Origin of the sequence: Ramlibacter pallidus (assembly GCF_015070875.1) — a bacterium.
Classification (GTDB): Bacteria; Pseudomonadota; Gammaproteobacteria; order Burkholderiales; family Burkholderiaceae_C; genus Ramlibacter; species Ramlibacter pallidus.
The window spans coordinates 21,793-34,813 of sequence record NZ_JADDIV010000006.1 but is presented as its reverse complement, the minus strand read 5'-3'; the positions used below and the strand labels follow the sequence as shown (position 1 = coordinate 34,813).

Here is a 13,021-nt window from a genome sequence, read left to right as displayed (position 1 = left end):
CCTGTCAAGCGGGGATCGGTTCCCTGGCTTTCCTACAATCGGGCGCATGTTCGTCCACCTGCGCCTGCACACCGAGTTTTCCGTCGTCGACGGCACCAACCGCATCGACGAGATCGTGAAGGCCGCGGCGGCCGACCAGCAGCCGGCGCTGGGGATCAGCGACCTCAACAACCTGTTCGGCGCGATCAAGTTCTACAAGGAAGCGCGCGGCAAGGGCCTGAAGCCGGTGGTCGGCTGCGAGGTGATGCTGCAGGGGCTGCCGCCGGACGCCGCCGCCGTCTCGCGCGTGGTGCTGCTGGTGCAGAACCACAGGGGCTACCTCAACCTGTGCGAGCTGCTCGCGCGCGGCTGGACCCGCAACGTGGTGCGCGCGCAGGCCGTGGTGAAGCTGGAGTGGGTGCAGGAGCTCTCGGAAGGCCTGATCCTGCTGGCGGGCGCGCAGGCGGGTGCCATCGGGCAGGCCTTGCTGCAGGCCGACGAAGGGCGCGCTTCCGAAGTGGCGCTGCTGCTGGCCGGCATGTTCCCGCACCGCTTCTACATCGAGCTGCAGCGCGCCGGCCGCAACGACGACGAAGTGCACGTCGCCGCTGCGGTGCAGCTGGCGGCGCGGCTGAACCTGCCGGTGGTCGCCACCCACCCGGTGCAGTTCACGAAGGACGACGATTACGAGGCGCACGAGGCGCGCGTGTGCATCTCGGAGGGCGAGATCCTGGGCAACCAGCGGCGCGTGCGCAAGTTCACCCGCGAGCAGTACTTCAAGTCCGCCGCGCAGATGGTGGAGCTGTTCGCCGACCTGCCCTCCGCCGTCGCCAACACGCTGGAGATCGCCCGCCGCTGCAACCTGGTGCTGGAGTTGGGCAAGCCGCGGCTGCCGAACTTCCCCACGCCCAACGGCATGCCGATCGAGGAGTACTTCCGCTACGCCTCGCACGAGGGCCTGAAGGAGCGGCTGGTGCAGCTGTATCCGAACGAGGCGCAGCGCGAGAAGGAGCGCCCGCGCTACGTCGAGCGGCTGGAGTTCGAGATCGGCACCATCCTGAAGATGGGGTTCCCGGGGTACTTCCTGATCGTGGGCGACTTCATCAACTGGGCCAAGAACAACGGCTGTCCCGTGGGCCCGGGCCGTGGTTCCGGCGCCGGCTCGCTGGTGGCCTACGCGCTGAAGATCACCGACCTCGACCCGCTGCAGTACAACCTGCTGTTCGAGCGTTTCCTGAACCCCGAGCGGGTGTCGATGCCCGACTTCGACATCGACTTCTGCCAGGGCAACCGCGACCGCGTCATCGAGTACGTGAAGGAGAAGTACGGACGCGACGCGGTGAGCCAGATCGCCACCTTCGGCACGATGGCCGCGCGCGCCGCGGTGCGCGACGTCGGCCGCGTGCTCGACATGAGCTACACCTTCTGCGACGGCATCAGCAAGCTGATCCCGAACAAGCCCGGCACGCACATCACGATCGCCGACGCGCTGGAGCAGGAGCCCATCCTGAAGGAACGCTACCAGCGCGAGGACGAGGTCCGCACGCTGCTGGACCTGGCGCAGAAGCTCGAGGGCATGACGCGCAACGTCGGCATGCACGCGGGCGGCGTGCTGATCGCGCCCGGCAAGCTCACCGACTTCACGCCCCTGTACCAGCAGCCGGGCAGCGACTCCGCGGTCAGCCAGTACGACAAGGACGATGTGGAGGCCGCCGGCCTGGTGAAGTTCGACTTCCTGGGCCTCGCCACGCTGACGATCCTGGAGCTCGCGCGCGAGTTCATCGTCAAGCGCCACCCGGGCCAGGAGAACTTCTCCTTCGAGACCATCCCGCTCGACGACGCGCACACCTACCGCCTGTTCACCGACGGCAAGACCGAAGCGGTGTTCCAGTTCGAATCCCGCGGCATGCAGGGCATGCTGCGCGACGCCAAGCCCTCGCGCCTGGAAGACCTGATCGCGCTGAACGCGCTGTACCGGCCGGGCCCGATGGACCTGATCCCCAGCTTCGTGGCCCGCAAGCACGGCCGCGAGGAAGTGGAGTACCCGCACCCGGCGGTGGCCCAGATGCTCGGCGAGACCTACGGGATCATGGTCTACCAGGAGCAGGTGATGCAGACCGCGCAGATCCTGGGCGGCTACTCGCTCGGCGGCGCCGACCTGCTGCGCCGCGCCATGGGCAAGAAGAAGGCCGAGGAGATGGCGGAGCACCGCGAGCGCTTCCGCGCCGGCGCCGCCAAGACGCACGGCATCCCGCAGGAGAAGGCCGACGAGATCTTCGACCTGATGGAGAAGTTCGCGGGCTACGGCTTCAACAAGTCGCACGCCGCCGCCTATTCGCTGCTGGCGTACCACACGGCGTGGCTGAAGGTCCATTACACGGCGGAATTCTTCTGCGCCAACATGACCATCGAAATGGACAACACCGACAAGCTCAAGGTGCTGTTCGAGGATGCGCAGAACAAGTTCGGCCTCACCTTCGAGCCGCCGGACGTGAACCGCGGCACGTACCGCTTCGAGCCGATCTCCGACAAGGTGATCCGCTACGGCCTCGGCGCGGTGAAGGGCACCGGGCAGTCCGCCATCGAGGCCATCGTCGCGGCGCGGGAAGAGGGCGGTCCGTTCCAGAGCCTGTACGACTTCTGCTGCCGCGTGGACCGCACGCGCATCAACAAGCGCAGCGTGGAAGCGCTGATCAAGGCCGGCGCCTTCGATTCCCTGCAGATGAACCGCGCCGCGATGGTCGCTTCCATCGACCGCGCCTTCGACTTCGCCAATGCGCAGGATGCGAACGCCAACCAGGGCGGCCTCTTCGACATGGGCGACACGCACGGCGCCAGCACCGAGGAACCGGACCTGGTCGAAGCCACGCCCTGGGGTGTGAAGGAGCGCCTGTCGCAGGAGAAGACGGCGATCGGCTTCTACCTTTCGGGCCACCTGTTCGACGAGGTCGAGCGCGAAGTGCGGCGCTTCTGCAAGCGGCGCATCGAGGAACTGGTGGACACGCGCGAGCCGCTGATGCTGGCCGGCATCGTGACGGACATGCGCGTCATCAACGGCCAGCGCGGCAAGCTGGCCCTGTTCAAGCTGGACGACAAGACCGACGTGATCGAGGCCGCCGCCGACGAATCGGTGTTCGGGCCGCACCGCGCCTGGTTCAAGGACGACGAGCTGGTGGTGGTGCAGGCCAAGCTGCAGCCCGACCGCTTCTCGGGCGGCTTCCGCCTGAACGTGCAGCAGATCTGGGACCTGGCGACGGCGCGCTGCCGTTTCGGCAAGTACCTCAAGGTCGCGGTGAACGGGCAGGCGCCGGACATCCAGCGCCTGCTGCGCGACTTCCCGCCCAAGCGCGAGATGTCGGAGCAAGGCGAGCTGGTGCGTGGGCTGGGCGTGCGGCTGCTGGTGCAGCGCGAGAGCGCCGTCGCCGAGCTGCAGCTGGGCGAGCAGGTGCGCTTCTACCCGACCGATGCGGCGCTGGCCAGCTGGATGGCGCAGGCCCACGGCGGGCAGGCGCAGATCGTGTACGAAGGCTGACGCGGCTACAGCTGCGCGAAGATCTTGCGCATCGCCGAGTCGTCCTTCCGGTAGTGCGGCCCGGGCCGCTCGAACACCTCGTCGAGCACCTGCAGCTGCTCGATCTGCGCCACGTCGAACAGCGGCTCGCGCTGGGCCCCGCCCCGCAGCTGGTGCACGCGCAGCAGCTGCGTGCCCTGCGTGCCGATGCCGTAGCACTGGGGTTCCACGAGCCGCGGCTTGCCGTGGTAGACGAACCGCAGCCGGTGCCTCTGGTGGATGGCCCGAACGAGCGCCGCGTGCGTCGCCGTGGCGGTCGCACTGTCCATCCCTACTGCGCGGCGGCCCCGTCGAATTTCATGCCGGAGCTTCGCCACTCCGGAAAGCCGCCGCGGAACCAGTAGACCTTGCGGTAACCCGCCTTCAGCGCGGCCTGCGTGGCCTTGAAGCTCTTCCAGCATTCCGCCCCGTTGCAGGCGAAGACCAGTTCGGCGTTCTTGTCGGTCCCGAGCTTCGCCAGGTCGAACTTGTCCAGCGTCGCGTCGAAGTCGGCGTCCTTCGCGCTCTTCTCCACGTAGGGGACCAGGACGGCCCCCGGCACGTGGCCGGCCTTGAATTCGGCGTCCGTGCGCGTGTCGACGTAGGTCGCGCCGGATTGCAGGAGCTGGGCGACGGACTTGGCATCGACGACGGTGGCGCCGGGCAGGGTGCGCGGCGTGAAGTAGCCGAGCGTCGCCACGTACTTGAAGTCGTCCGCCTTGTGCGCGACGGGTTGGGCGTTCTCGCCGCGCAGCAGGGCAGCGAACTGCGGCGCATCGGCCAGCGCGGCCTGCAGGGGCTCGACACCCGGCTTCGCCCCGTCCTTGATGGCGAGGCTGAGGCCCGGCACCGGCCGCGACTGCATGATGGCCTTGACCGGCTCGCCGGCCGCTACCCAGCGGTCGAAGACGCCCTTCTCCACGGCGACCACGTCGCAGCGGCGCACCTGCAGGCAGGGCAGCAGCGCGTCCTGGTAGCGCGTGTCGTACACCGAAGCGAAGTGGCGCTTGATCGTGGTGTTGGCCGCGTTCACCTCGCCGCGGACCAGGTAGGTGACCACGCTGTCCTGCAGCGGCAGGCCCAGTCGCTTGCCCTTCGCCTGCTCGAGGCTGCCGATCTCGCTGTCCTTCGGCGCGACCAGCACGGCCTGCACGGGCTTGCCGATGCCGAGCACCGGCTTGTAGCCGTAGCGCACGGCGCTGCCCACCACGTGGGCCGGGCCCACGAACGCGTCGTGCATGCCGGCGCGCGTGGAGCCCAGGTCCGCGGTCGCGTCATTGGAAAGCGAGACATGGACGTTCGGCACATGCTTGCGCAGCGCCTGCTCGACCGCCGCCTTCCACGCGGAGTAGAGGGCGTAGCGCGATTGTTCGCTGCTGTCGCCGGGGTTCACCAGCACGCGCAGCGCACCCGGCGGCGGTGCCGACTGGGCGAGGGCGGGCGCGGCCAGCGCCGATGCCAGCAATGCGATGAAGGGGACTGCGGTCTTCCACGACGCCATGGCTTGCTCCCAGCGCGCGGGCCCGGTACTCCCAGCACCTTCACGGCCGCGCTCGTGGCGAGTGTCGCCAGTGCCCGCGGCTGCGTGTTAGGCCAGTTGCCTAGCGGCGGTGGGCGAATGCCCTCGATCCATTGCCACCAATGGATCGAGCGGTCAGGCTTCGAGGCGCAGGCGGGAGTCGGCGATGACGCGTTTCCACTGGCCGAAGTCGGCGGAGATCTGCTTCGCGAAGATCTCCGGCGAGCTCTTGACGGGGACCGAGCCGGTATGGAGCAGGCGCGTGCTCACGTCGTCGCTGGCGAGCGTCTGGCGCAGGGCCGCATCGAGCCGCGCCACCACCGCGGCCGGCGTGCGGGCAGGGGCGACCAGGCCGACCCAGGAGTTGACGTCCAGGTCCTTCAGTTCGGCGTAGCCCAGTTCCGCCAGCGTCGGCACGTTCGGCAGCACGGGCGAACGCTTCGCGCTGGTCACGGCCAGGCCCTTCAGCGTGCCGGTGCGGATGTCGCCCGAAGTGGTGGGCACCGCCGCGAGCATCAGAGGGATCTGGCGGCCCAGGACCTGGCCGCGGGCGTCGCCGCCGCCGCGGTACGGGATGTGCACGGCGTAGAAGCCCAGGCGCAGCTTGAGCAGCTCCATCGTGAGGTGGCCGGTGCTGCCGACCCCCGCCGTCCCGTAGTCGATCACGCGTGCCGCCTCGCTCGAGCCGATCAGCTTGCGCGACAGGCGCACGAATTCGCCGAAGTCGTTGGCGGGGAAGCTCGGGTGGGCGGTGATCAGCACGGGCGAATCGACGGCCTTGCCGATCGGCGTGAAGTCCGCGGTCGGGTCGAAGCCGATGCCGGGATTCGCCGCCGGGATGGTGACGTGCGTGCCGTCGAAGGCGATCAGCAGCGTGTAGCCGTCGGGGGCGCTGGCCGCCACGGCCTTGGTCGCAATGGCGCCGCCCGCGCCCGTGCGGTTCTCCACCACGACGTTCTGTCCCAGGATCTCCGCCATGCGCGGCGCGATGATCCGCGCCGTCTGGTCCGCAATGCCTCCCGGGGCAAGGCCGACCACCAGCCGGATCGGCTTGTTCGGATAGCGCTCCTGCGCGTGCAGCGCGGTCGTCACGCCCAGGCTGGAGGCGAGCGCGCCCTGGGTGAACTGGCGGCGGGTGATCATGCGGCTTCCTTCTGGATGGGGGACGAGAGGATGTACTTGCCCTTGATCTGCGAACGGTGCAGCGTGCGAATCTCGTCGGCGGGGAACGCGTCGCGCCGGTGCATGGTGGTGAGGTTGTTCCACAGCACCACGTCGCCGAGCCGCCACTGGTGGCGCAACGTGACGGCCTCGGCGGTGGCGTAGCTCCAGATGATGTTCAACAGCCGCTCGGACTCCTCCAGCGGCATCCCCACGATCCAGGCGTTGCGCCGCCGGCCCAGGTAGAGCGTGTGCTCGCCGCTTTCCGGTTGCACGATCACCATCGGGTGCACCGTGCCCACGGACTGCGTGGGATCGTCGTTGGCCGTCATGCCCTGGCGCACGTTGCCGCCGCTGTCGTAGGTGCCGTCGTGCTTGATGGCGAGGGTGCGCAGCCGGCTCACCAGCTCCGCCGGCATCGATCGCAGGGCGGCCGGCATGCTGGCGAACCAGGTGTCACCGCCGGTGCGCGGCAGCTCCACGGACCACAGCATCGAGGCGAAGGGCGGCCGCTCCAGGTACGACATGTCGGTGTGCCACTGCGCCTCGCCGTCGCCCAGCGCGCCGATCGGCTGGCCGCTGGCGTTCTTGCGGTTGGAAACGACGTAGAGGTTCGGATGGCCGGGCACGCTCTTGCGGCCGGCACCCTGGTTCGGCGGCGGGTCCAGCTCGCCCAGCATCGCGGAGAAGCGCTCGAACTGGGGGTTGGTCAGCTGCTGGTTCCGCAGCACGATGACGTGGTGCCGCTTCCAGATGTCGTAGACCTGCCGGAACTCCTGCGCGGAAATGTCCGCCAGGTCCACGCCCTCGATCAAGGCGCCCAGTGCGGGGGTGATGGGGGTGTGGACGATCGCCATGGAGATCCCTCAGACCAGGCCGGACGAGCGCGACGCGAGCGACAGGTCGACGAAGCGCGAGCCGGTGCGCTCGCTGCGGCTGAAACGGATGTTGGTGTAGCCTAGATCCAGCGCGCCCACGCGGCCCATGCCCTCGATCAGGGCGGCGCGCGATTCGGTGCGCGATTGCTTCAGGCCTTCGAGCAGCGCGAGGCCGGTGACGAAGCCTTCCAGCGACACGGGCGTGACGGGGATCTTCATCTCCTTCGCCAGCGCGACGAACTCGCGCACCACCCAGTACTTCTCGCGCGTGTACTCCGGCACCACGACGCTGAAGCCGACGCCCGCGGCGTCCTTGCCCAGGTCGGCGAGCAGCTTCTCGCGGTCCACGAACGAGATCACCATCTTCGGCAGCACCAGGGTCTTCGGCGCGTACTCGCGCAGGAAGCCGGTGAGCGGCGCGTTGTTGGCCAGGATGATCAGCACCTCGGGCTGGCTCGCCGTGAGCGTCTTGATCGCGCTGTCGTTCAGGTTCGGGCCCTTGCGGTCGACCCCCGCGGTCACCGTGAGCTGGCCGCCATGCTGCGCCAGGATCTTCTCCAGCAGCGGCACGTTGGTGCTGCGCGCGTCCTCGAGGTGCACGAAGCCGAACTTCGTGAGGCCGAGCAGGCGGTAGTGCCGCACGATGGCGTCGAGTTCGCGCTCGTAGCTGGCGCGCGTGGTGAAGGTCGTCGAGGCCTTGTCGCCGTACAGCAGCGGCGTGCCGGAGAACGCGCCGACCAGGGCGATGCCTTCCTTGGCGGCGAGCACCGCGCCGGCTTCCGAGCAGGGGCGCGTGGTGAATCCGGTGAGGCCCAGCACGCGGCTGTCGCCGGTGAGCAGCGCCACGTTCGCCTCGGTCTTGGCCTTGTCGCCCTGGTCGTCCAGCGAGAGCAGGTTGACCTCGCGGCCGTTGACGCCGCCCTTGCGGTTGGCCCCGCGAATGGCGGCCAGGATGCCGTCGCGCATCGCGGTGCCGAAGCCCGCCTGCGGCCCGGACAGCGCGGCCGACTGCGCGACCAGGATGGGGGCCGCGTTGGCGGCGCCGATGGTGATGGGGGCGACGGCCGCGGCGATGCCGAGACCGGTGCCGTGGACCAGGAACTGGCGACGTTTCATTGTTTTCTCCCTCCGCGCTGCTCCGCTGCTCCCAGCACCGGACTGCCGCGCTACGCGAGTGTCGCGAGCGCGCGCACGCGCTGGAAAGAGGGATTTGCCTCCCGCCGCGCGCTCTTACACGCGGTTTCAGTCGATGCTCTCAAAGAAGGAGCACGGGATGCCCGTTTGGCGCCGCATCCGCGGCCAGCCTAGGCGCGAAGCCTAGGCCCCATTGCGCAACTGGCGCGTTGCAGCTGCGACAAAGTGACACGTCCGTCCGCGACGGCCGGTCAGTCCTGGGGGCGGAACCCGATGATGACCGGCGACGGCACGCGCCCGTCGACGTCGCGCGGCAGGGAGTCGGTCTTGTCCAGCGCGCGGAGCACCGCGTCGTCCCATGCCTTGTTGCCGCTGGAGCGCACCAGGCGCTTGGCGACGATGGTGCCGTCGGGCGAGGTCCGGACTTCGACGTCCGCCTTCGGGTTGCCCGCGGTGTTCTCCGTGAAGACGATGTGGGGCCGGACCCGGGCCTGCACCTTGGCGCCCCAGCTGGCGGACGGCCCGGAGGACTGCGCCGCGCTGCCCGTGGAGGAGGGCGCGCCCGTGCCCGCCATGCTCTGGATGCGCCGCAGGTTTTCTTCCCGTTGCTGCGCCAGCCGCCGGGTGTCGCGGGCTTCCTGCTCCTGCAGCTTGCGCTTGCGCTCGTCTTCCCTGCGCTTCGCTTCGGCGAGCTTCTCCGCCTGTTCTTCCTTGCGCCGCGCGAGTTCCTCCTCGCGCTTCTTCTGCGCTTCGAGCTTGCGCTTCTGGTCCCGCTCGCGCTCCAGCTGGGCCTGCCGGCGTTCCGCGGCCTCGCGCTTTTCCCGCTCGCGTTCCAGCGCGATCTCGGCGTCGCGCTGCACCTGCGGGTCGGGCAGCGGCGGGGCCTTCACGACCGGCGGCGTCGGGGCGGGCGGCGTCGGGACCGGAGCGGGTTCTTCCCGTGGCGCGGCCTGCTGCGGCACGGCCGACCACAGCTCCGCCTCGGCGACCACGTTCTCCGACTCGCGTTGCCACTGCAGGCCCTGCGTGAGCGCGATGGCGAGCAGCACGTGCGCGATCACCGCGAGCGCGAAGCCGCGCAGCAGCCCCGGCTGCGGCGGCGGCGCGAAGTCCAGGCGGTCGGTGGAGGCGTGCATGCTCAGGGCTGGACCTTGACCGCGAGGCCGACCCGCTGCACCTGCGCGCGCTGCAGCGTGTCCATTACCTTCACCACGGCTTCGTAGCGCACGCTCTTGTCGGCGCTGATCACCACGGCGCTCTGGCCGGCGGGCTGCGTGCCCTGCGCCTGCCGCACCAGCGCCGGCAGCTCCCGCAAGGTGACGGCGCTGGTCTTGTCGCCGATCTTGAGCTCCAGCGCCTCGTCCTTGCCGACCGAGACCTGGATCAGCTGCTGCGGCAGGTCCTTGCCTTTGCCGACGCTCGGCAGGTCGATGACGCTGGGCGTGATCAGCGGCGCGGTCACCATGAAGATGATCAGCAGCACCAGCATCACGTCGATGAACGGGACCATGTTGATCTCGTTCATCGTGCGGCGGCCGCGGCCGCGGTGGGCGACGGACGGCATGGTTAGTGGCCCGAGGCGCTGTGGGCGCCGAGGTTGCGCTGGAGGATGTTGGAGAACTCCTCGATGAAGGTCTCCAGCTTGATCGCCACGCGATCGATGTCGCGGGCGAAGCGGTTGAAGGCGACCACGGCGGGAATCGCGGCAAAAAGTCCGAGCGCGGTGGCCACGAGCGCCTCCGCGATCCCCGGCGCGACGGTGGCCAGCGTCACCTGCTGCAGCGCGCCGAGCCCGGTGAAGGCATGCATGATCCCCCAGACGGTGCCGAAGAGGCCGACGTAAGGCGACACGGACCCGACGGAGGCCAGGAAGGACAGGTTCGTCTCCACGGCATCCAGTTCGCGCTGGTAGCTCGCACGCATGGCCCGGCGGGCGCCATCGAGCAGGGTGCCGGCGTCGGTGATGCGCCGCTCGCGCAGCTTCTGGTACTCGCGCATGCCCGAGGCGAAGATGCGCTCCATCGGGCCGGCCGTCTTGGCGTTCTGCGCGGCGGCGGAGAACAGGTCGTTCAGGCTGGTGCCGGACCAGAACTCGCGTTCGAAGTCGTCGTTGAGCGCATTCACGCGCCGCAGCGCGAACAGTTTGCGGAAGATCGCGGCCCAGCTGGTGATGGACACCAGCAGCAGGAGCAGCATCACCAGCTGCACGACCCAGCTGGCCCCCAGCACGAGTTGCAGGATGGAGAGGTCTTGGTTCATTCGGTTGCTAGGACGTCGAGGATGGCGGCCGGGATGCGCCCGGGCCGCAGGGTCCGGTCGGCGACCCACCCGATGCGGATGGTGCCTTCGCAGAGTAAAGCGCCGGTGTCTGCCCGGGTCGCCTGCTGCGCGATTATCAAAGACGCGCGGCCCGCCGCCTGCAGCCGGGCCGTAACAAGAAGTTGGTCGTCGAGCCGGGCGGGCGCCAGGTAGCGCACCGCGGTCTCGCTCACCACGAACATGCCGCCGACGCGCTCGCGCAGCTCGCCCTGCATCACGCCGAGCGAGCGCAGCCATTCGGTGCGGGCGCGCTCGAAGAACTTGAGGTAGTTGGCGTAGAAGACGATGCCGCCGGCGTCGGTGTCTTCCCAGTACACCCGCACCGGCCACGCGAAAGTGCCGGCCGGCACCGTCATCCGATCAGGCCCTTCAGGCGGGCCGCCGCTTCCTGCAGCTGCGCCATGGAGTTCGCCGTGGAAAAGCGGACGAAGCGGCTGGTCTCCGCGTGCCCGAAGTCCCGCCCCGGCGTGACGGCAACGTGCGCGCCGCGCATGACCTCGAAGGCGAAGTCCCAGCTGCCCTCGACGCCCAGCCGGCGCGCCGCCTCGCCGCAGTCGGCCCAGGCGTAGAAGGCGCCGTCCGGCAGCACCGGAACCGCCAGGCCCATGGCCTGCAGCTGCGGGATGAACCAGTCGCGCCGCGCCTTGAACTCGCCGCGCCGGCGCTCGTACTCGGCGATGCTCTCCGGCTCGAAGCAGGCCAGCGCCGCGTGCTGCGCCACCGTGCTCGGGCAGATGAAGAGGTTCTGCGCCAGCCTTTCGACCGCGGGCACGATCGCGTCCGGCACGACCATCCAGCCGAGGCGCCAGCCGGTCATGTTGAAGTACTTGGAGAAGCTGTTGATGCTGACCACCTGGTCGTCGATCGCCAGCGCGGTGTGGCCGAAGGTGTCGTCGTACGAGAGGCCGAGGTAGATTTCGTCCAGCAGCGTGATGCCGCCCCGTTCCTGCACCAGGGCGTGGATGCGGCGCAGTTCCTCGGGGTGGATCGAGGTGCCGGTGGGGTTCGACGGCGAGGCCAGCAGCACGCCGCGCGTCTTCGGCCCCCAGTGCTCGCGCACTTTCGCCGCGCTCAGCTGGTAGCGTTCGGCGGCGGTGGTCGGCACCAGCACCGCGTCGCCCTCGGCGGCGCTCACGAAATGCCGGTTGCACGGGTAGCTGGGGTCCGGCATCAGGATCTCGTCGCCGGCCTCGATCAGCGCCAGGCAGGCGAGCTGCAGCGCGGCGGAGGCGCCGGCGGTCACCACGATGCGGCGCGCCGGGACGTCGGCGCCGAAGCGCTGCGCATACCAGCCGCTGATGCGTTCGCGCAGGGCCCCCAGGCCCATGGCGTCGGTGTACTGCGTGCGGCCGTCGTGGATGGCCCGTGCGGCCGCTTCCTGCACCAGCGGCGGCGCGGTGAAGTCCGGTTCGCCGATGTTCAGGAAGATCATGGGCCGGCTGGTGCCCGCGACCTCGCGCGCCAGCTGCGAGGCGGCCTTCGCCACCTCCATCACGTAGAACGGCTCGATCCGTTCGGCACGACGGGAGATCCTCACGGACGCGCCTTCCCGGCGGCCCGGTCGGCCTCGACTTCGGGCGCGCGCAGCTTCGGCGCGAGTCCGTTCAGCACGCCGTTGACGTACTTGTGGCCGTCGGTGCCGCCGAACTCCTTGGCGAGCTCGATGCATTCGTTGAGCACCACCCGCCAGGGCACGTCCGGCGCGTGCAGGAATTCGTAGGTGCCGATCCACATCACGGCGCGCTCGATCGGGGAGATCTCCTCCAGCTTGCGATCGAGCAGCGGCACGATCAGCGCGTCGAGCTGCGCCGCTTCGCGGATGCAGCCGTGCAGCAGCGCGTCGTAGTGCACCGCATCGGCCTTGTGGAAGCCGGACAGGCCGCGCGTGAACTGGTCGATCGATTCGGCATCCTGCCGGCCCACGAGGTGCTGGTACAGGGCCTGCACGGCGAACTCGCGCGCCCGGCTGCGGGGCGGCTTGGCCGCGGTCTTGCGGGGGGCGGCCGCCGTCATCCGAGCCGTTCCAGCAGGTTGGCCATCTCGATGGCGACCCGCGCCGCGTCGACGCCCTTTTCCTCCTGCCGGGCGATCGCCTGGTCCATGTCCTCGGTGGTGAGGATGGCGTTGGCGATCGGCAGCTGGTAGTCCAGCGAAACGCGCGTGACGCCGGCCGCCGATTCGTTGGCCACCAGCTCGAAGTGGTAGGTCTCGCCGCGGATAATGCAGCCCAGCGCGATCAGCGCGTCGTAGCCGCCCTTTTCGGCCATCGCCTGCAGCGCCACCGGCACTTCGAGCGCGCCCGGCACCTGCACGTGGTCGATGTGCTTCTCCTCCACGCCGTGCGCCAGCAGGGTGTCCCAGCACGCCTTCGCCAGCACGTTGGTCACGCCCTGGTTGAAGCGCGCCTGCACGATGCCGATCACCAGCTCCTTGCCATCCAGCCGGTCGGCCGTGCCCTTGTCTGCTCCGAACATTCTTTTC

13 protein-coding genes are annotated in these 13,021 nt (G+C 69.4%); 1 reads left to right on the top strand and 12 read right to left on the bottom strand.

The annotated features are described in order from the left end of the window. Window positions 1-46: 46 nt before the first annotated feature. Window positions 47-3,511 (top strand): DNA polymerase III subunit alpha, encoded by a 3,465-nt coding sequence (gene dnaE, locus IM787_RS19765; RefSeq protein WP_193678444.1) that lies wholly within the window; start codon window positions 47-49, stop codon window positions 3,509-3,511. A 5-nt stretch (window positions 3,512-3,516) separates the two neighbouring features. Here the strand turns inward: dnaE and IM787_RS19760 are convergent, their stop codons facing one another. The 12 genes from IM787_RS19760 to ribH form a co-directional block, all read right to left on the bottom strand. Then, window positions 3,517-3,819, bottom strand: a complete 303-nt coding sequence (locus IM787_RS19760; RefSeq protein ID WP_193678443.1) for a WYL domain-containing protein — start codon at window positions 3,817-3,819, stop codon at window positions 3,517-3,519. A gap of 2 nt (window positions 3,820-3,821) precedes the next feature. Then, a complete protein-coding gene (locus IM787_RS19755) occupies window positions 3,822-5,030 on the bottom strand; it encodes a rhodanese-like domain-containing protein (protein WP_193678442.1) in 1,209 nt (402 codons plus the stop codon). A 153-nt stretch (window positions 5,031-5,183) separates the two neighbouring features. After that, complete coding sequence (locus IM787_RS19750; RefSeq protein WP_193678441.1) at window positions 5,184-6,191, bottom strand: Bug family tripartite tricarboxylate transporter substrate binding protein; 1,008 nt, start codon at window positions 6,189-6,191, stop codon at window positions 5,184-5,186. Next, window positions 6,188-7,066 (bottom strand): TauD/TfdA dioxygenase family protein, encoded by an 879-nt coding sequence (locus tag IM787_RS19745; protein WP_193678440.1) that lies wholly within the window; start codon window positions 7,064-7,066, stop codon window positions 6,188-6,190. Before IM787_RS19745 ends, IM787_RS19750 begins: the two co-directional genes overlap by 4 nt. A 9-nt stretch (window positions 7,067-7,075) precedes the next feature. Then, the gene (locus IM787_RS19740) at window positions 7,076-8,203 is read right to left on the bottom strand and encodes an ABC transporter substrate-binding protein (protein WP_193678439.1); all 1,128 of its coding nucleotides are present in this window, start codon (window positions 8,201-8,203) and stop codon (window positions 7,076-7,078) included. A gap of 269 nt (window positions 8,204-8,472) precedes the next feature. Beyond that, window positions 8,473-9,357 (bottom strand): cell envelope integrity protein TolA, encoded by an 885-nt coding sequence (gene tolA, locus IM787_RS19735; RefSeq protein ID WP_193678438.1) that lies wholly within the window; start codon window positions 9,355-9,357, stop codon window positions 8,473-8,475. A gap of 2 nt (window positions 9,358-9,359) precedes the next feature. Then, the gene (locus tag IM787_RS19730; protein ID WP_193678437.1) at window positions 9,360-9,785 is read right to left on the bottom strand and encodes an ExbD/TolR family protein; all 426 of its coding nucleotides are present in this window, start codon (window positions 9,783-9,785) and stop codon (window positions 9,360-9,362) included. A 2-nt stretch (window positions 9,786-9,787) separates the two neighbouring features. Beyond that, window positions 9,788-10,480, bottom strand: a complete 693-nt coding sequence (gene tolQ / locus IM787_RS19725) for a protein TolQ (protein WP_193678436.1) — start codon at window positions 10,478-10,480, stop codon at window positions 9,788-9,790. Then, window positions 10,477-10,896 (bottom strand): tol-pal system-associated acyl-CoA thioesterase, encoded by a 420-nt coding sequence (gene ybgC / locus IM787_RS19720; protein ID WP_193678435.1) that lies wholly within the window; start codon window positions 10,894-10,896, stop codon window positions 10,477-10,479. Before ybgC ends, tolQ begins: the two co-directional genes overlap by 4 nt. After that, on the bottom strand, window positions 10,893-12,077 hold the full coding sequence (locus tag IM787_RS19715) for a pyridoxal phosphate-dependent aminotransferase (RefSeq protein ID WP_193678434.1): 1,185 nt from the start codon (window positions 12,075-12,077) through the stop codon (window positions 10,893-10,895). Before IM787_RS19715 ends, ybgC begins: the two co-directional genes overlap by 4 nt. Continuing rightward, window positions 12,074-12,553, bottom strand: a complete 480-nt coding sequence (gene nusB, locus IM787_RS19710; RefSeq protein WP_193678433.1) for a transcription antitermination factor NusB — start codon at window positions 12,551-12,553, stop codon at window positions 12,074-12,076. Before nusB ends, IM787_RS19715 begins: the two co-directional genes overlap by 4 nt. Next, window positions 12,550-13,014, bottom strand: coding sequence for a 6,7-dimethyl-8-ribityllumazine synthase (ribH, locus tag IM787_RS19705; RefSeq protein ID WP_193678432.1), 465 nt, complete (start codon window positions 13,012-13,014; stop codon window positions 12,550-12,552). The genes nusB and ribH overlap by 4 nt, the downstream gene beginning before the upstream one ends. Window positions 13,015-13,021 lie beyond the last annotated feature (7 nt).

Coding starts and splice junctions, on each gene's coding strand:
- dnaE (WP_193678444.1), top strand. CDS start 47: ATGTTCGTCCACCTGCGCCTGCACACCGAGTTTTCCGTCGTCGACGGC.
- IM787_RS19760 (WP_193678443.1), bottom strand. CDS start 3,819: ATGGACAGTGCGACCGCCACGGCGACGCACGCGGCGCTCGTTCGGGCC.
- IM787_RS19755 (WP_193678442.1), bottom strand. CDS start 5,030: ATGGCGTCGTGGAAGACCGCAGTCCCCTTCATCGCATTGCTGGCATCG.
- IM787_RS19750 (WP_193678441.1), bottom strand. CDS start 6,191: ATGATCACCCGCCGCCAGTTCACCCAGGGCGCGCTCGCCTCCAGCCTG.
- IM787_RS19745 (WP_193678440.1), bottom strand. CDS start 7,066: ATGGCGATCGTCCACACCCCCATCACCCCCGCACTGGGCGCCTTGATC.
- IM787_RS19740 (WP_193678439.1), bottom strand. CDS start 8,203: ATGAAACGTCGCCAGTTCCTGGTCCACGGCACCGGTCTCGGCATCGCC.
- tolA (WP_193678438.1), bottom strand. CDS start 9,357: ATGCACGCCTCCACCGACCGCCTGGACTTCGCGCCGCCGCCGCAGCCG.
- IM787_RS19730 (WP_193678437.1), bottom strand. CDS start 9,785: ATGCCGTCCGTCGCCCACCGCGGCCGCGGCCGCCGCACGATGAACGAG.
- tolQ (WP_193678436.1), bottom strand. CDS start 10,480: ATGAACCAAGACCTCTCCATCCTGCAACTCGTGCTGGGGGCCAGCTGG.
- ybgC (WP_193678435.1), bottom strand. CDS start 10,896: ATGACGGTGCCGGCCGGCACTTTCGCGTGGCCGGTGCGGGTGTACTGG.
- nusB (WP_193678433.1), bottom strand. CDS start 12,553: ATGACGGCGGCCGCCCCCCGCAAGACCGCGGCCAAGCCGCCCCGCAGC.
- ribH (WP_193678432.1), bottom strand. CDS start 13,014: ATGTTCGGAGCAGACAAGGGCACGGCCGACCGGCTGGATGGCAAGGAG.